The sequence below is a fragment of the Mesorhizobium sp. M1D.F.Ca.ET.043.01.1.1 genome (assembly GCF_003952385.1).
GTDB lineage: Bacteria > Pseudomonadota > Alphaproteobacteria > Rhizobiales > Rhizobiaceae > Mesorhizobium.
In genome coordinates this window covers 6503461-6519995 of the sequence record NZ_CP034444.1, presented here as the reverse complement: position 1 = coordinate 6519995, position 16535 = coordinate 6503461, and the positions used below count along the sequence as shown (strand labels likewise).

Below are 16535 nucleotides of genomic sequence, written 5' to 3'. Positions count from 1 at the left end.
ATCTCGCTTGCGCCGGCCCTCGGGTGCCCCCGCTTCTGGCTCACTCACCCAATATGACACCCGACGCGACAATCTGGGCGGTTCGGGCGGTGAGCTTCTCGCGCTTTACGAGCGTCGGCTTCTCATAGGGCTTTTTCATCGCGCCGTTCCGGAATCAGGCTGCCTTGTGTCGGACAAGACAGTGAACGCGCGCGCATCGGTTGCGTTCCGAACGGTGGGTGGCGAGTGGTTTGGCGCCTTGCGGTCGCGAAAATCTACGACCTCGGAGGCTGAGATCTCTTGATGTCTGGAAGCAGGCGGCGCTGCCGGAAATTGCCCACGTCTCCGGGGATCGGCAGCGGGGAGTCTTTCGGTGCCAGGTCGATTCCTGAACCTCTCGGGCCCTGTCGATAGATCAGGCGAACGACCAGACCGACGTATCCAACCTGAAGAACGATCAGTGCCAGAATGGCCCAGCCAAGCGCCTGCCAGCCAGAACCGGTTTGAAAATCAGCCCAGATCGCCACGATGAGCGACGTCGCGAACATGCCCATGAGGAATTGAGGAAAATACATCGGCACGGCACCCCAAGCGTTTCAGGCGGCCCTCAACTCAACCGTGAAAAGCGCCCGCCGCCCCATTCGCGGAGCGGCGGGCTCCCCCAAATTTGCCCCCCGGCTACCAGGGCACGGTCCACCCCGGCAATGCTGACAGTGCAATTGCGGTGCCAGACACGATGACCCATTACGGGACACCTATGCGGTCGACGCAAGGCGTCCGCGCCGAATAACATTAACCGTGGCTAATATGTCACCGTGTGATCGCAAGTGACCGAATTGTGAGGATTGCGGGCAGGAGCCCGTCGGGCGCGATGCCGGGAGCGCCGGTGCGAGGCTGGCGACTGCGCGTCAATCCTTCACCAGCAGCGCCTCGACTTCCCGGAGCGTCGGCATGGAAGGCGCAGTACCCGGACGGGTCACCGAAATGCCGGCTACGGCGCAGGCAAAGCGCACCGCCTCCAGCGGCTCGACGCCCCTGGCAAGGGCAGCCGCCAGGCCGCCATTGAAGGCGTCGCCCGCACCGGTGGTTTCGATCACAGCGCCGGCATTGACGGCTTCGACATGGTCGGAGCGGTCCTTGGTGTGCAGCAGCGCGCCCTTCTCGCCGAGCGTCACGATGACGGTGCCGACGCCCTTCGCCAGCAGACTGTCGGCGGCCCGGCGGGCATCATCGATCGAAGAGACGGTGATGCCGGTCAGCCCCTCGGCCTCGGACTCGTTGGGCGTGACGTAGTCGCAAAGCGCGTAGATGCTGTCCGGCAGGGCGGCGGCCGGCGCTGGATTGAGGATGGTCGTCACCCCTGCCCCGCGCGCGATCTCAAGCGCTTTCAACGCAGCATCGATCGGTTGCTCGAGCTGGGTGACGAAGACACCGGCGGACCGGATAAGGTCGTCATGGGCTTCGATATCGGCGGGCGAGATCAGCATAGCAGCGCCCGGGCTGACGATGATGGCGTTGTTGCCGCTGCCCTCCTCGACGAAGATGTAGGCCGCGCCCGTGTAGCTGTCGGACGTGTCGATGACCGCGCTCTTCACGCCAGCGCCCTTCCAGGTCTGCTTGGCCATGTCGGCGAAGGCATCGACGCCGAGCCGCGTCAGGAACGTGATGTCGGCGCCGAGCTTGCCGGCCGCCACCGCCTGGTTCGAGCCCTTGCCGCCCGGCCCGAGCTTGAACGAATTGCCGAGGATCGTCTCGCCCATGCGCGGCTGGCGGTCGGCGCGGTAAGCCGTATCCGCGACGAAGACACCGAGGATGACGACGGGCTTCCCGATGGCCATCGTCCTACTCCGCATCCGGAGGGATGACGCCCTTGCGGAAGGCGAAGCAGCCATAGAAACGGCGCTCGCCGGTCTGGATGACGCAGTATGCCTTCTTGGCGCGCTCGTAGAAGGCGTAGCGCTCGATCGAGATCATCGGCCAGGCCTTGCCCTCGCCCGCGTCGATCTCCTTCTGCACCTCCTTCTGCACCGGCGGGATCTCGGTCGGCTTGCCGACGATTTCCATGCGCGCGGCCGCGTCGTCGACGAAGCTGTCCAGCGGATAGAGCGACAGCACCGCCTTCACCACATCGGCCGCCGGCGCATCGATGCGCAGCAGCTTGCCGAGCACGGTCTGCTTGGCGACGGAGTCGGATGGAAAATTGGTATCGGCGATGATCAGGTCGTCGCCATGGCCCATTGCGCGCAGCGCCTGGAGCACGTCGGCATTGAGCAGCGGATTGATCCCTTTGAGCATGGTTTCCTCTTGGAAAGTCTGTTTGCGGTCAGAGACGCTTGCCGGTCCCTGCGTCGAAGAGATGGACGTGGTCGAGCCGCGGCCTGAGCTTCAGCGTATCGCCCGGCTTGAAGTCGTGACGTTCGCGGAACAGCGCCACCATCTCGCCCTCGCCGAAGCGTACGAACACCAGCGTCTCCGAGCCCGTCGGTTCGACCACCGAAATCGTGGACGCCACGCCGTCGGGGTGGATTTCCAGGTGCTCCGGCCGCACGCCATAGACGACGGCCTGTCGATCCGCGGCCTGGATGCCGGCCGGCATCGGAAACGCCGAGCCTGCAATGTCGACCACGGACTTCTCGCCCTTCTTCACCGTGCCCTTGAGCAGGTTCATCGCCGGCGAGCCGATGAAGCCGGCGACGAACAGATTGGCCGGCCGGTCGAACAGTTCCAGCGGCGCGCCGACCTGCTCGATGCGGCCGTCGCGCATCACCACGATCTTGTCTGCCATGGTCATGGCCTCGATCTGGTCGTGCGTGACGTAGATGGTGGTGGTCTTCAACCGCTGGTGCAGTTCCTTGATCTCGGTGCGCATCTGCACGCGCAGCTTGGCGTCGAGGTTGGAAAGCGGCTCGTCGAACAGGAACACCTGCGGATTGCGTACGATGGCGCGGCCCATGGCGACACGCTGTCGCTGGCCGCCGGAAAGCTGGCGCGGATAGCGCTTGAGATAGGGGGCGAGGTCGAGGATGTCGGCCGCCCGCTTCACCTGCTCGGCGACCACGGCAGGATCGGTGCCGCGCAGCTTCAGCGCGAAGGCCATGTTCTGCTCCACCGTCTTATGCGGATAGAGCGCGTAGTTCTGGAACACCATCGCGATGTCGCGCTTGGCGGGCGGCAGGTTGTTGACGATCCGATCGCCGATCGAGATCGTTCCGCCGGAGACCGTTTCCAGCCCCGCCACCATCCTCAAGAGCGTGGACTTGCCGCATCCCGAAGGGCCGACCAGCACGACGAACTGGCCGTCGGCGATATCGACGCTGACCTCGTGCAGAACCTTGACGGTTCCGAATGCCTTGGCCACATTGGCGATCGCAACTTGAGCCATCCTCTCCCCTATCGTTTTCGGTCAAGCTAGCCATTGCCAACGGCAAGGGCAAGTCAGTATCTTATAGATAAAAACCCATTCTTGTTGACAAGGTAATCGATTACGCGAATAGTTGCGAGTGCCAATCCGACAGCCGGTCCTTGTCCCGGAAAATCGGAGTTCCAGGCGACGCAGGGTGGGGTCCCACGTCCCCATATGGTATAGGAGAACCACAGACGTTTCGGCGTCCGAGATTGGCAATTCAATTCACGACTGGAAGTTCTGGGAGGAACCTTGAGATGAGAGTCGATCTTTACGAAAAACTGCTACGCGCCGGGGCGACCCGCCGCGATCTGTTGAAAGGCGCGGCCAGCATGGCCGCCCTCGCCGCGGCGTCCGGCGCCGGGCTCGGCGCGCTGACGAGGCCGGCCGCGGCGGCCGATGACCTGCGCGCGAAAATCCTGCAGATTCCGGGCGTCGGCAAGGGCCAGCCGACGGATGCCGACTTCCAGAAAGTCGGCGAGCTCTGTCTGGAGGCGACCAAGGCCAACGTCAAGGAAGGTGAGTTCGCCGGCGTCGAGCTCACCTTCATGGGCCTCAACAACCAGAACCTGCACAACGTGCTGTTCCGCGGCTTCCTGAAACCATGGGAGGCCTATACCGGCGCCAAGATCAACTGGATCGACCTTGCGCAGGCCGACTACAACCCCCGCCTGCAACAGGCGATTGCCACCAATACGATCGACTTCGATATCGTCGAGATGGGCGCACCTTTCGAAGGCGATGTCTGCGGCAAGGGTCTGACCTCCGAAATGCCGGACTGGGTCAAGAAGCAGATCGATATGGACGACCTCGTGGCCTACCTGAAGCCGCCGGTCGGCACGTGGAACGGCAAGCAGTATCGCGTCACCGTCGACGGCGACACGCACAACTTCAACTACCGCACCGATGTGTTCGCCGATCCTGACTTGGCGTCAGCATGGAAAGCCGACAGCGGCGATAAGGCGGGCCTGACGGAATGGGGTGTGCCGAAGACATGGCAACAGGTGCAGGCCGCGACCAAGTTCCTCAAGGGCAAGCAGATGAAGGGCCAAGATGTCTATGGCTATCTTGACGCGCCCAAGCCTTGGGGTGGCTTTGGCTTCTACTTCCTCGGCAGCCGCGCCAGCGCCTATGCCAAGCATCCGGACGACAAGGCCTGGCTGTTCGACCCGGAGACGATGAAGCCGCGGGTCAACAACCCGGCTTGGGTCCGGGCGATCCAGGACGTGATCGACGCGCTGCCTTTCGAACCGCAAGATCAGATCAACGCCGACCCGAACCAGACCTGTTTCTCGCAATTCCTGGGTGGCACCGGTTCGATGCTGGCGTGGTGGGGAGACGCTGGCTCGAATGCCAAGACCAACGACGCTTCGGTCGTCGGGGACGTAACCGGATTCTCCATCCTGCCGGGCTCGGACGACGTCTACAATTCCAAGACCGGCAAATGGGACAAGCTCGCCAGCGGACCGAACTATGCGCCGAACTGCGCCTATCTCGGCTGGGGCGTCTATGTCATGGCGCGCGTCGACAGCGACGAGAAGAAGAAGAAGGCGGCCTGGTCGGCGGCAGCCCATCTCGGCGGCAAGGATCTGTCGCTGTGGTGCGCGGCCTATCCTTCCGGTTTCCAGCCTTACCGCAACTCCCATTTCAACATTCCGGAATGGGTGGCGGCTGGCTACGATGAGAAGTTCATTAGCTCCTACCTCAAGTCGGAAGGCGACTCTTATAACCATCCGAACGCGGCGATCGAGCCGCGCATCCCCGGCATCTTCCAGTACTACAGCGCCGCCGAGGACATCCTGGCCAACACCTTTGCCGGCAAGATGAAGGCGCAGGAAGGCGCCGACGCGATCGCTGCCGCCTGGGAGAAGCTGACCGACCAGATCGGCCGCGAGAACCAGATCAAGCTCTACAAAGCCTCGCTCGGCATGTAGGCTGTCGCATCGAAAAGTCGCGGCCCGGCGACGCCTCGTTGCCGGGCCGCACCTTTACCGGCCACGGCCGGACATCTGTGCAAAGAGGCGAGAGGCGTGGCTGAGCAGACTTCGACCGCGAATGCATGGCCGGCAAATTCCACACCGGCCGATCTGATCCCACCCGGCCGCAAGCGCCTCGGCTGGGCCCTGATGATTGTTGCGACGCTCGTGTTGCTGGCGGCGATCGTGATGCAGATCCTCTACAAGACCGAGGTCGACACGATCGGCTTCTATACTTGGCGTCCCGTCGTCTATGCCTATGTGCTGTGGGGCATTGCGCTCGGCGCCTGGCAGGTGCTGACGCGCGGCGAGGACGGCCAGCGCGCGCTGTTCCTGCTGCCGGCGCTGCTCTTCACCATCGCCATGGTGATCTTCCCGACGCTGTTCGGCTTCTATATCGCGCTGACCGACTGGAACCTCAGCTCCTTCACTGGACGCAGGTTCAACGGGCTCGACAATTTCTGGCAGATGCTGGCCGACCCCTACTATCGCAACGCGCTGTTCAACATGGTGCTCTATGTGCTGGCGGTGCTGGTCGAATACACCATCGCCTTCGGCCTGGCACTGCTGCTCAACGCCCAGATCAAGGCACGAAAATTCTTCCGTGTCGTCTTCCTGCTGCCGCTGATGCTGTCGCCGGTCGCCGTGTCGTGGATGGTCGGCAAGTCGCTGATGGAATACCGGTTCGGACCGGCGGCGACGCTGGCGCGGCATCTCGGCTGGGACAATCCCGCCTTCTTCTCCGACCCGATCATCGCCCGCATCTCTATCATGGTGCTCGACGCCTGGACCTTCATTCCGTTCATGATGATCATGCTCCTCGCCGGCCTGCAGGCGATGTCGCGCGAGGTGCTTGAAGCGGCGCGCGTCGACGGCGCGACCACCTGGCAGACATTCTGGCAGGTAACCTTCCCGCTGATGCTGCCGGTATCGGTGACGGCGGTGATCCTGCGCATTATCTTCAAGCTGAAGCTCGCCGACATCATCATCACGGTGACGTCCGGCGGCCCCGGCGGGGCGACCGATTCCGTTTCGAGTTTCATCTACCGCGAGTATCGCGACCGCTCGAATGTCGGCTACGGCACCATGCTGGCCATGGCATACCTGATCATCATCATCGTGTTCGTCACCTGGCTGCTGAAGCTCGCCAGCCGCTTCGTGCGCAACGTCAACTGAGCGGGATCATGAGCGTCCAGACCACAGACTACACCGTTTCCGAGATCCGCTCGCCGGCCGCCCTCATCACAAGCCGCGTCTTCATCTATGGCGCGCTGGTCTTCTGGTCATTCGTCTGCCTGTTCCCGATCTATTGGACGATCACCACATCGTTCAAATCGGCCGTCGACGTCACGCAAGGCCACCTCATCCCCTTCGTCGACTTCCAGCCCGACTGGAAAGGCTGGCGTTCGCTCGGCCTGTCGCCGGATTCGATCTTCCAGACCTCGACCGTACGCGACGAGTTCCTGAAACGCTTCATGAACTCGGTCATCACCTCGGTCGGCGCGTCGAGCCTTGCCATCGTCATCGGCAGCCTCGCCGCCTATGGCCTCACCCGCTATCGCTACAAATTCGCCTGGTTCAAGAACGAGGACATCTCCTTCTTCTTCCTGTCGCAGCTTATCCTGCCGCCGGTGGTGCTGGCGCTGCCCTTCCTGGTGCTCTACCGGGAAGTGGCGCTGCTCGACACGCGCATCGGCCTCGTGCTCCTCTACACGCTGATGGTGCTGCCGATCGTCATCTGGATCATGCGCGACCAGTTCAACTCGATTCCCGTCGAGCTCGAGGAGGCTGCCCTGGTCGACGGTCTGACCATCTGGGGCGCCTTCTTCCGCATCGTCATGCCGATCGCGCTGCCCGGCATGGTCGCCGCCTTCATCCTGGCGATGGTGCTGTGCTGGAACGAGTATTTCTTCGCCGCCCTGCTCACCTCGACCGATGCCAAGACCATCCCGGTCATGGTGGCGAGCCAGACGGGCTCGCAAGGCATCAACTGGTGGTCGATGGCAGCCCTTGCCACGGCGGCGATCGCGCCCCTTGCCGTTATCGGCATCCTGCTTGAACGCTACCTGATCATGGGCATGACGGCCGGTTCGGTGAAGTAGGGCGCTTTCCCTTTGTCCCCTTACGGAAGAAGGAGACGCGCACCTACCTCACCAATATCGCCCTGAGATGATCGAGGATCATCTCGACACCGTTCTGCCCGAGCTCGGCCGACGCCTCCGGCGCGTTTTTCGTGTACCAGCCGGTATTGTCCGCGAGATGACCGGCATCCACCGCCTCGGGACACAGCGCCAGCATCAGCGAGGTCTCGCCGATGCCGGCATGGTCGAACGGATATTTGCCGTTCATCGCGGCCGGCATCAGCGGATGCACCTGCACCCAGTTGAAGACGTTCTCGCCCTGGGCATGGCCGGAATAGTAGTCGGCCATCTTGTCTGAACCCCACCAGCCCTCGCCGCGCTGCTTCTCCAGGAAGCGGAAGATCGCCTGCCGGCCGGCGGTCTTGAAGGCGAGATCGGTCGGCATGCCGGCGACGAAATTCTCGGTCTGGTGATGGATTATGGCGTGGATGTTGCGGAAGCCGATGCGCAGCAGGCCGTAGAACAGCTCCTCCGCGAAGGGCGCCAGCACCGGACCGCCGACCTGCACCGAGCCGCTGCCTTCCGGCGGCGCCACGGCATAGCTCGCCGCGCCATAGTAGAAGGGCGGCAGGATGACGATGTCCCTCTCCCTCTCGAAGTGTTCCAGCGTCTTGATCACCGCCAGCGTGTCCATGCCGACCGCCATGTGTTCGCCATGGTATTCGAGCACGCCGAGCGGCAACGCGACCGGCCAGTTCTCCTCGATCGCCTTGCGGATCTGGTGCGGCAGCATCAGTTCGTAGCGCATCATCCTACTCCATATTCGTGTGCCGGGCGCGCATCGCCTCGGGCGTCGCGCCGGTGAGCAGCTTGAGCTTCAGCACCATCACCTCGAACAGCAGGAACAGCGCGCCCTCGAACAGCGAGCCCATCGGCAGCACGGAGGTTCTGGCGGCGCCCTGGTCGCTGGCCATGGTCTGGGCCGGGACGAGCAGCGTGAAGTCGGCAAGTCTCGCCGCGCTGCCGGCCGGTTCGGCGGTCAGCAGCAGCACCCTGGCGCCGGCGTCGCGCGCAACACGCATCAGGGTCAGCACCGTCGCCGTCTCGCCCGGTCCGGAACTTGCCAGGAAGACATCGCCTTTCCCCAGCGGCGGCGTGGTCATGTCGCCGACAACCGAGACAGGCAGGCCGAGATGATAGAGCCGCATGGCGAAGCCTTTGACCTGCAGTGCTTCGCGGCCGCAGCCATAGACGACGATCCTGCCGGCGCCGGCAAGCATAGCGCAGGCGGCGTCGACCCGGCCGTCATCGATGCGCTTCACAACCGCGCCAAGCTCGTCCAGCGCGATCTCGAACATCTCCGGTCCGGCTTGCGTCATAGCTGTTCATCCTGTCGGCCCAAGCCTCAATAGGCATGCGGCTTTGCGTTCGCGTTTCGCGCGAAACACTTGTTTTTGTTCATGCTATCACCGCGAAAATTCATGTCCAACGAGCCTCGGCGCTTTTGCTGTGCCACCAGCGTGATAGTGTCATGTCAGACAAATCGATCCGGGACATTTGAGAATATGAAGACACGGCATTTCGACCGCATCGGCAATGGCGGCATCACCTTCACCGAGCTCGGCTTCGGCACCGCGCCGCTCGGCAATCTCTACCGTGCCGTCTCCGATGAGGATGCCAATACCACGCTGGAAGCGGCGTGGAAGACCGGCTGCCGCTACTTCGACACCGCTCCGCTCTATGGCCTTGGCCTCTCCGAAACCCGGCTCAACCCCTTCCTGCGCGGCAAGAAGCGCGACGACTATGCGCTGTCGAGCAAGGTCGGCCGCCTCATGCGCGTCTCTGCGCCTGAACAGCGCACCGGCATCGGCAAGTTCTTCGACACGCCCTCGCGCCGGGAAGTCTACGATTACAGCTATGACGGCGTGATGCGCTCCTTCGAGGCCTCGCTGGAGCGTCTCGGCGTCGATCGCATCGACATCCTCTATGTGCACGACGTCGACATATTCACCCACGGCAGCAAGGAGGCGTCGGACAGGCGCATCGAGGAGTTCATGTCCTCGGGCTACTACGGGCTGCTTTCGCTGCGCGACCAAGGTGTGATCAAGGCCTTCGGCGGCGGCATCAACGAATGGCAGGTCTGCCAGACGCTTGCCGAGCGCGGCGACTTCGACCTGTTCCTGCTCGCCGGCCGCTACACGCTGCTCGAGCAGGAAGCGCTGGCCACGTTCCTGCCGCTCTGCGAGAAACGCGGCATCGGCATCGTTCTCGGTGGCCCCTACAATTCGGGTATCCTGGCGACGGGGCCGAGGCCCGGCGCCTTTTACAACTATTCCGAAGCGCCAAAGGACGTTCTCGAGCGCGTGGCGCGCATCGAGGCGGTCTGCAAGCGCCATGGCGTGCGGCTGATCGAGGCCGCGCTGCAGTTCCCGCTGCGGCATCCTTGCGTGATGTCGGTGATCCCCGGCGGCCAGCGGCCGGCTGAGGTCGAAGCCAATCGCGCGCTGCTCGACGTCAACATCCCGGCGGCCTTGTGGGCGGATCTCAAGCAGGAGAGCCTGATGCGCGCCGACGCGCCGACCGCCTGAACCGCGCACGTCCTGCCGCCGTAGGGCTAAAAAAAGAAGAGCCGGGCAAGCCCGGCTCTTCTGAGCTTAAAAGAAAATGGTCTTAGTTGACCGCGTCCTTGAGGCCCTTGCCGGCCGAGAACTTCGGCACGGTGCGCGCCGGAATCTTCACTTCCGCGCCGGTCTGCGGGTTGCGGCCGGTCGAAGCAGCGCGTTTGGACACGGTGAAATTTCCGAAGCCGACAAGCCGGACATCGCCGCCCTTCTTCAGTTCGCCAGTGATCACGGAGAACACCGCATCGACGGCGGACTGCGCGTCAGCCTTCGAAATGCTTGCGGAGTCGGCGACAGCGGACACCAGTTCGTTCTTGTTCATCAAAATTCCCTTCCATGAGAAAACCGGAACGTACGACTCATCCGGCAGGAAACGGACTTTAGAAAGAAGCGTTCCGGAACCCAAGCCGAAAACCGCGGAATTCCGGGCTTTTTTCTACTTTTTCGGGTATTTTTCACATGAAAAAGCCGGGCTGGAAGCCCGGCTCTCTCTTTGTGCGTCGCAATGTTAGAAGATGCTAATGTGCAAGCGACTTGCCGGCATCGTCGCCGGCATCCACGCCGGCCGGAGGATTCACCGGCTCGACCCACTCGATCGGCTCCGGCATCCTGACCAGCGCGTGCCTCAGCACCTCGCCGACCCGCGACACCGGAATGATCTCCATGTTGTTCTTCACATTATCCGGAATCTCCGCCAGATCCTTGACGTTCTCTTCCGGGATCAGCACCTTCTTGATGCCGCCGCGCAGCGCGGCAAGCAGCTTCTCCTTCAGGCCGCCGATCGGCAAGATGCGGCCGCGAAGCGTTATCTCGCCGGTCATCGCCACATCGGCCCGAACCGGAATACCGGTCAGGATCGACACGATGGCCGTGGCCATGGCGGCGCCGGCAGACGGGCCATCCTTCGGCGTGGCGCCTTCCGGCAAGTGCACGTGGATGTCGCGCTTGTCGAACAGCGGCGGTTCGATGCCGAAATCGATGGCCCGCGAGCGGACATAGGAGGCCGCCGCCGAGATCGATTCCTTCATCACGTCGCGCAGGTTGCCGGTCACCGTCATGCGGCCCTTGCCGGGCATCATGACGCCTTCGACCGTCAGCAACTCGCCGCCGACTTCCGTCCATGCGAGACCGGTGACGACGCCGACCTGATCGTCGGCCTCGACCTGACCGAAGCGGAAGCGCGGCACGCCGAGATAATCGGCGAGGTTGTCCGCCGTGATCTTCACCGTCTTCTTCTTCGTCTTCAGGATCTCGGTCACCGCCTTGCGCCCGAGCTTCATCAGCTCGCGCTCCAGGCTTCTGACGCCGGCTTCCCTGGTGTAGGTCTGGATGATGCCGCGGATCGCGTCCTCGCCGACCGAGAACTCGCTCGGCTGCAGGGCATGATCGCGGATCACCTTAGGCATCAGGTGACGCTTGGCGATCTCGATCTTCTCGTCCTCGGTGTAGCCGGCGATACGGATGATCTCCATGCGGTCCATCAAGGGCGCAGGAATGTTCAGCGTGTTCGCCGTCGTCACGAACATCACGCTCGACAGGTCATATTCGACCTCGAGGTAATGGTCCATGAACGTCGAGTTCTGCTCCGGATCGAGCACCTCGAGCAGGGCCGACGACGGATCGCCGCGGAAGTCCTGGCCCATCTTGTCGATCTCGTCGAGCAGGAAGAGCGGGTTGGACTTCTTGGCCTTCTTCATCGACTGGATGACCTTGCCGGGCATCGAGCCGATATAGGTCCGCCTGTGGCCGCGGATCTCGGCCTCGTCGCGCACGCCGCCGAGCGCCATGCGGATGAACTCGCGCCCCGTGGCCTTGGCGATCGACTTGCCGAGCGAGGTCTTGCCGACACCGGGCGGGCCGACGAGGCACAGGATCGGCCCCTTGATCTTCTTCTGGCGGCTTTGCACGGCGAGATACTCGACGATGCGCTCCTTGACCTTGTCCAGGCCGAAATGGTCGGCGTCGAGCACGTCCTGCGCGTAGGCAAGATCCTGCTTGACCTTGGAGTTCTTGCCCCACGGAATCGACAGCAGCCAGTCGAGATAGTTGCGCACGACGGTCGATTCAGCCGACATCGGCGACATCGACCGCAGCTTCTTCAGCTCGGCTTCCGCCTTCTCGCGGGCCTCCTTGGAGAGCTTGGTCTTCTTGATGCGCGCCTCGATCTCGGCGGCCTCGTCGCGGCCGTCCTCGCCCTCGCCGAGCTCCTTCTGGATCGCCTTCATCTGCTCGTTGAGGTAGTACTCGCGCTGCGTCTTTTCCATCTGGCGCTTCACACGCGAGCGGATGCGCTTCTCCACCTGGAGCACGGAGATCTCGGCTTCCATGAAGCCCATCGCCTTCTCGAGACGCTCCTTGACGGAGAGCGTGGCGAGCATCTCCTGCTTCTCGGGGATCTTGATGGCGAGATGCGAGGCAACCGTGTCGGCGAGCTTGGAATAGTCGTCGATCTGGCTTGCGGCGCCAACCACTTCGGGCGAGATCTTCTTGTTCAGCTTGACGTAGTTTTCGAAGTCGGTGACGACCGAGCGGGCAAGCGCCTCGATCTCGACCTCTTGCTCATCCGGCTCGACCAGCGCCGTGGCGCGGGCCTCGTGGAAATCGGCGCGGTCGGTGAACGAGACGATCTTGGCGCGCGAGGCGCCCTCGACCAGGACCTTCACTGTACCGTCGGGAAGCTTGAGCAGCTGCAGCACATTGGCGAGCGTGCCGATGTCGAAGATGGCATCGGGCTCAGGATCGTCGTCGGCTGCGTTCATCTGGGTGGCAAGCAGGATCTGCTTTTCCTGACCCATCACTTCTTCCAGCGCCTTGATCGACTTTTCACGGCCCACGAAGAGCGGAACGATCATGTGCGGAAACACGACGATATCGCGCAGTGGGAGGACTGCGAAAACGCCGTCGCCGGAAGACTTGGATATCTTGGCCATTGTCCAACCTTTCATGTCGCGACCGCTAATTTTAGCCAATCGCGAATCTCATATTAACGACCGAGCGTCGTTCCGCCTACCACCCTTTGTGACGGGAGTTTTACAGCACAGAATTCGGCGCTTCGGCCTTCCGCTGTTAGGTGGATGCGGGTGGTGCAAAGATCAAGGGTCAACATGGTCGCTCGGTCCACTCCATCTCCAGGCGGCGCATCCTCACAGCAAAACGGCGCCGCACGGGCGCCGTTCCATGAAAAATCACCGGGTCAGCGGCCATCTCAGGCGCTGACATTGCCCTTCTTTTCCTTCTGCTCGGAATAGATGTAGAGCGGCCGGGCATTGCCCGAGACAACCTCTTCCGAGATCACCACTTCGCGCACGCCTTCCAGCGCCGGAAGCTCGAACATCGTGTCGAGCAGGATCGCCTCCATGATGGAACGCAGGCCGCGCGCGCCGGTCTTGCGCTCGATGGCGCGCTTGGCGATCGCCGACAGCGCGTTCTCATGGAAGGTGAGGTCGACATTCTCCATCTCGAACAGCCGCTGATACTGCTTGACCAGCGCGTTCTTCGGCTCGGTCAGGATCTGGATCAGCGCCGGCTCGTCGAGGTCTTCGAGCGTGGCAAGCACCGGCAGGCGGCCGACGAATTCCGGAATCAGGCCGAATTTCAACAGATCCTCCGGCTCGACCTGACGAAACAGGTCCCCGGTGCGGCGATCCTCGGGCGAAGCCACGGTCGCGCCGAAGCCGATCGAGGTCTTGCGGCCGCGATCCGAGATGATCTTGTCGAGCCCGGCAAAGGCGCCGCCGCAGATGAACAGGATGTTGGCGGTGTCGACCTGCAGGAATTCCTGCTGCGGGTGCTTGCGGCCGCCCTGCGGCGGCACGGAGGCGACGGTGCCTTCCATGATCTTCAAGAGCGCCTGCTGCACGCCCTCGCCCGACACGTCACGGGTGATCGAGGGGTTGTCCGACTTGCGCGAGATCTTGTCGATCTCGTCGATATAGACGATGCCGCGCTGGGCGCGCTCGACATTGTAGTCGGCCGACTGCAGCAGCTTCAGGATAATGTTCTCGACGTCCTCGCCGACGTAACCGGCTTCGGTCAGCGTCGTGGCGTCGGCCATGGTGAAGGGCACGTCGATGATGCGGGCGAGCGTCTGGGCGAGCAGCGTCTTGCCGCAGCCGGTCGGGCCGATCAGCAGGATGTTCGACTTCGCCAACTCGACATCGTTGTTCTTGCCGGCATGCGCGAGGCGCTTGTAGTGGTTGTGGACGGCCACCGACAGCACCCGTTTGGCGTAGGGCTGGCCGATGACATAGTCGTCGAGGACCTTGAGGATCTCCTGCGGGGTCGGCACGCCCTCGCGCGACTTCACCATCGAGGTCTTGTTCTCCTCGCGGATGATGTCCATGCAGAGCTCGACGCATTCATCGCAGATGAAGACGGTCGGACCGGCGATCAGCTTGCGCACTTCGTGCTGGCTTTTGCCGCAAAACGAGCAATAGAGCGTGTTCTTTGAATCGCCGCCGTTGTTGCTAACTTTGCTCATTTTTCTGTCCTTTCACCGCCCTGCCCGCCGATGGTCTGGCCGCGTTGGCGTCTCACCAATCTATCGCGGGAATCCGCCACCGCCAGTGTCCCGGCTCACACAGCGCATTCCGTACGAAACACAATCAGAAAACGCGACAATGATTCGCAGCAACCCCATGCAAAGCTAAGCCGTCGAAAATCAACATAGCCTTAACGTAGGCAATCCCGAACCCTGAGGGAACAGGCAATTGTGGCCGAAATGCCGCAAGCCACGCCAAAAGCGCGTTATCCCGCCACTCAGCTGCCAATCGGGGGCCTATGCGGTGACGGTTTCGCCCAGCTCGCGCGTTGTGATGACCTTGTCGATCAGACCAAAGTCCTTGGCCTCGTCGGCGCTCATGAAATGGTCGCGGTCGAGCGTCCGTTCGATCTCGTCGTAGCTCTTGCCGGTGTGCTTGACATAGACCTCGTTCAAGCGGCGCTTGAGCTTGATGATGTCCTGCGCATGACGTTCGATGTCCGACGCCTGGCCCTGGAAGCCGCCGGACGGCTGATGGACCATGATGCGGGCGTTCGGCGTGGCGAAGCGCATATCCTTGTGGCCGGCGCAAAGCAGCAGCGAGCCCATCGAGGCGGCCTGGCCGATGCAGAGCGTCGACACCGCGGGCTTGATGAACTGCATGGTGTCATAGATCGCCATGCCCGATGTGACCACGCCGCCCGGCGAGTTGATGTAGAGGTTGATTTCCTTCTTGGGGTTCTCCGCCTCGAGGAACAAAAGCTGTGCACAAACCAGCGTCGCCATGCCGTCCTCGACCGGGCCGGTGATGAAGATGATGCGTTCCTTCAAGAGGCGCGAGAAGATATCGTAGGCGCGCTCGCCGCGATTGGTCTGTTCGACCACCATCGGAACGAGGTTCATGTAGGTTTCGACGGGGTTCTTCATGGACTACCCTTGTTGGATGGATTCCGGCGCCGTGAAAATAGCAGCAATCGGGCGGAATCGGTTCTGGATCGTTAAATCCTAAATAGGATGCCGGCTCACCCTAGCGCAAGGCCGCCCCCTCCTAGCCATCTGGTTAAGTCGAATCAAGCGTCTCGGCCCAAGGAAATACCCACGGTTGCGCGGCAGATTACCCTTGCCCGAATTGGCCCGGCGCTGACCGGCGGCCACGGTAGCAATTTCTTAACCGCATGGCTTAACGACAAGCCCTGAAATCCCTGACCGACGGCGGACCTTCCGATACGCTCCTGCGTTGAAGCGGCGTCCTTTTTCAACGGGGGAATGTCATGTTTCGCCAAAGTTGCTTTCGCCAGGGTTCCCTTCGCCAGAATTGCTTTCGCCAGAGTTCCTTCGGCAAGCGTTCCGCATCGCTCGCCTCGGCCGGCCTCGCAATGCTCGCCACCGTGTCGCAGACCGCGGCCGGCGGCCGGGCGCTCGAATGCTATGAGCCGGTGCACAGGCCGGCGCTCTACCACACGGTCTATGAAGACGTGATGATAAGCCCCGGCGGTCAGTTCGTCGATTATGACCCGCCGATCTACGGCACGACCGAAAGCATCGAGCAGATCGCCCGGCCCCGCGTCAGTTAGGAGGTGGTGCCCGCCGTCACACGCACCGTCTATCACACGGTCAAGGTGGACGATGGCGGCTATGCCTGGGAATGGCGTGTCATCCGCGGCCGCAAGGTGCTGTGCAAAGTGTGGCGCAAGGCGCGCTACGCGCGGGTCGCCGAAACCGTCATCGTCGAGCCGGAGCGCGTCCGGCGCGTCGTCCTTCCGGCCGAATATGAAGGCGTTGCCCGCGAGGTGCTGGTGCGGCCGGGAGAGCGGCGCATCACGGAAATTGCGCCCTCATACCGGACACTGGCGCGTCGGGTGGTGGTGCGGGAAGGCTCGACCCGTTGGCGGCGGGTGCATATCCCGCGGCATTGCCTGGACCAGAGCGTTTCAGCGATTCATAGAATCGTCGAACCGCTCTAAGTATTTGTTTTTACGCAATTCCGAACGGAAA

General features: G+C 62.6%; 15 protein-coding genes and 1 pseudogene. 5 read left to right on the top strand and 11 right to left on the bottom strand.

Annotated elements, in window-relative coordinates:
* Positions 1–40: 40 nt before the first annotated feature.
* From EJ067_RS34820 to ugpC, 5 genes are all read right to left on the bottom strand, one after another.
* The gene (locus EJ067_RS34820) at positions 41–139 is read right to left on the bottom strand and encodes a putative RiPP precursor (RefSeq protein ID WP_189394066.1); all 99 of its coding nucleotides are present in this window, start codon (positions 137–139) and stop codon (positions 41–43) included.
* A 115-nt stretch (positions 140–254) separates the two neighbouring features.
* Positions 255–554: a hypothetical protein gene (locus EJ067_RS31320; RefSeq protein ID WP_126088959.1), complete on the bottom strand. Its 300-nt coding sequence runs from the start codon at positions 552–554 to the stop codon at positions 255–257.
* A gap of 333 nt (positions 555–887) precedes the next feature.
* Positions 888–1817 carry a ribokinase gene (gene rbsK / locus EJ067_RS31315; RefSeq protein ID WP_126088958.1) on the bottom strand — a complete coding sequence of 310 codons (930 nt, stop codon included), beginning with the start codon at positions 1815–1817 and terminating at the stop codon, positions 888–890.
* 4 nt (positions 1818–1821) lie between these two features.
* On the bottom strand, positions 1822–2274 hold the full coding sequence (locus EJ067_RS31310; protein ID WP_126088957.1) for an RbsD/FucU family protein: 453 nt from the start codon (positions 2272–2274) through the stop codon (positions 1822–1824).
* A gap of 28 nt (positions 2275–2302) precedes the next feature.
* On the bottom strand, positions 2303–3361 hold the full coding sequence (gene ugpC, locus EJ067_RS31305; protein ID WP_126088956.1) for a sn-glycerol-3-phosphate ABC transporter ATP-binding protein UgpC: 1059 nt from the start codon (positions 3359–3361) through the stop codon (positions 2303–2305).
* Positions 3362–3639: 278 nt separating this feature from the next.
* Here ugpC and EJ067_RS31300 point away from each other — a divergent pair, with 278 nt between their 5' ends.
* The 3 genes from EJ067_RS31300 to EJ067_RS31290 all read left to right on the top strand — a co-directional run bounded on the left by EJ067_RS31300 (position 3640) and on the right by EJ067_RS31290 (position 7460).
* Positions 3640–5316, top strand: a complete 1677-nt coding sequence (locus tag EJ067_RS31300) for a sugar ABC transporter substrate-binding protein (protein WP_126088955.1) — start codon at positions 3640–3642, stop codon at positions 5314–5316.
* A gap of 96 nt (positions 5317–5412) precedes the next feature.
* Positions 5413–6534 (top strand): sugar ABC transporter permease, encoded by a 1122-nt coding sequence (locus tag EJ067_RS31295; protein ID WP_126088954.1) that lies wholly within the window; start codon positions 5413–5415, stop codon positions 6532–6534.
* Between the two features lie 8 nt (positions 6535–6542).
* Positions 6543–7460 carry a carbohydrate ABC transporter permease gene (locus EJ067_RS31290; protein ID WP_126088953.1) on the top strand — a complete coding sequence of 306 codons (918 nt, stop codon included), beginning with the start codon at positions 6543–6545 and terminating at the stop codon, positions 7458–7460.
* Between the two features lie 43 nt (positions 7461–7503).
* Here the strand turns inward: EJ067_RS31290 and EJ067_RS31285 are convergent, their stop codons facing one another.
* Positions 7504–8247, bottom strand: coding sequence for a creatininase family protein (locus EJ067_RS31285; protein ID WP_126089814.1), 744 nt, complete (start codon positions 8245–8247; stop codon positions 7504–7506).
* Between the two features lie 4 nt (positions 8248–8251).
* Positions 8252–8818: an SIS domain-containing protein gene (locus EJ067_RS31280; protein WP_126088952.1), complete on the bottom strand. Its 567-nt coding sequence runs from the start codon at positions 8816–8818 to the stop codon at positions 8252–8254.
* 186 nt (positions 8819–9004) lie between these two features.
* Between EJ067_RS31280 and EJ067_RS31275 the strand changes: the two genes are divergently transcribed.
* The gene (locus EJ067_RS31275) at positions 9005–10027 is read left to right on the top strand and encodes an aldo/keto reductase (protein ID WP_126088951.1); all 1023 of its coding nucleotides are present in this window, start codon (positions 9005–9007) and stop codon (positions 10025–10027) included.
* An 82-nt stretch (positions 10028–10109) separates the two neighbouring features.
* On the opposite strand, the gene hupB is transcribed toward EJ067_RS31275, so the two are convergent.
* The 4 genes from hupB to clpP all read right to left on the bottom strand — a co-directional run bounded on the left by hupB (position 10110) and on the right by clpP (position 15467).
* Positions 10110–10382 (bottom strand): DNA-binding protein HupB, encoded by a 273-nt coding sequence (hupB, locus tag EJ067_RS31270; protein ID WP_027166452.1) that lies wholly within the window; start codon positions 10380–10382, stop codon positions 10110–10112.
* Between the two features lie 196 nt (positions 10383–10578).
* Positions 10579–12990 (bottom strand): endopeptidase La, encoded by a 2412-nt coding sequence (lon, locus tag EJ067_RS31265; protein ID WP_126088950.1) that lies wholly within the window; start codon positions 12988–12990, stop codon positions 10579–10581.
* Positions 12991–13265: 275 nt separating this feature from the next.
* A complete protein-coding gene (gene clpX / locus EJ067_RS31260) occupies positions 13266–14540 on the bottom strand; it encodes an ATP-dependent Clp protease ATP-binding subunit ClpX (protein WP_059185169.1) in 1275 nt (424 codons plus the stop codon).
* Between the two features lie 297 nt (positions 14541–14837).
* On the bottom strand, positions 14838–15467 hold the full coding sequence (gene clpP, locus EJ067_RS31255) for an ATP-dependent Clp endopeptidase proteolytic subunit ClpP (RefSeq protein ID WP_126088949.1): 630 nt from the start codon (positions 15465–15467) through the stop codon (positions 14838–14840).
* 449 nt (positions 15468–15916) lie between these two features.
* Between clpP and EJ067_RS31250 the strand changes: the two are divergent.
* Positions 15917–16504, top strand: a pseudogene (locus tag EJ067_RS31250) (hypothetical protein).
* The last annotated feature ends 31 nt before the right edge of the window (positions 16505–16535 follow it).

Excerpts from the sequence above, each read along its gene's own strand:
- EJ067_RS31285 (WP_126089814.1), bottom strand. The coding sequence starts at position 8,247 with ATGCGCTACGAACTGATGCTGCCGCACCAGATCCGCAAGGCGATCGAG.
- EJ067_RS31275 (WP_126088951.1), top strand. The coding sequence starts at position 9,005 with ATGAAGACACGGCATTTCGACCGCATCGGCAATGGCGGCATCACCTTC.
- hupB (WP_027166452.1), bottom strand. The coding sequence starts at position 10,382 with ATGAACAAGAACGAACTGGTGTCCGCTGTCGCCGACTCCGCAAGCATT.
- clpP (WP_126088949.1), bottom strand. The coding sequence starts at position 15,467 with ATGAAGAACCCCGTCGAAACCTACATGAACCTCGTTCCGATGGTGGTC.
- EJ067_RS31290 (WP_126088953.1), top strand. The coding sequence starts at position 6,543 with ATGAGCGTCCAGACCACAGACTACACCGTTTCCGAGATCCGCTCGCCG.
- EJ067_RS31280 (WP_126088952.1), bottom strand. The coding sequence starts at position 8,818 with ATGACGCAAGCCGGACCGGAGATGTTCGAGATCGCGCTGGACGAGCTT.
- EJ067_RS31300 (WP_126088955.1), top strand. The coding sequence starts at position 3,640 with ATGAGAGTCGATCTTTACGAAAAACTGCTACGCGCCGGGGCGACCCGC.
- clpX (WP_059185169.1), bottom strand. The coding sequence starts at position 14,540 with ATGAGCAAAGTTAGCAACAACGGCGGCGATTCAAAGAACACGCTCTAT.
- EJ067_RS31320 (WP_126088959.1), bottom strand. The coding sequence starts at position 554 with ATGTATTTTCCTCAATTCCTCATGGGCATGTTCGCGACGTCGCTCATC.
- EJ067_RS34820 (WP_189394066.1), bottom strand. The coding sequence starts at position 139 with ATGAAAAAGCCCTATGAGAAGCCGACGCTCGTAAAGCGCGAGAAGCTC.
- rbsK (WP_126088958.1), bottom strand. The coding sequence starts at position 1,817 with ATGGCCATCGGGAAGCCCGTCGTCATCCTCGGTGTCTTCGTCGCGGAT.
- lon (WP_126088950.1), bottom strand. The coding sequence starts at position 12,990 with ATGGCCAAGATATCCAAGTCTTCCGGCGACGGCGTTTTCGCAGTCCTC.
- ugpC (WP_126088956.1), bottom strand. The coding sequence starts at position 3,361 with ATGGCTCAAGTTGCGATCGCCAATGTGGCCAAGGCATTCGGAACCGTC.
- EJ067_RS31310 (WP_126088957.1), bottom strand. The coding sequence starts at position 2,274 with ATGCTCAAAGGGATCAATCCGCTGCTCAATGCCGACGTGCTCCAGGCG.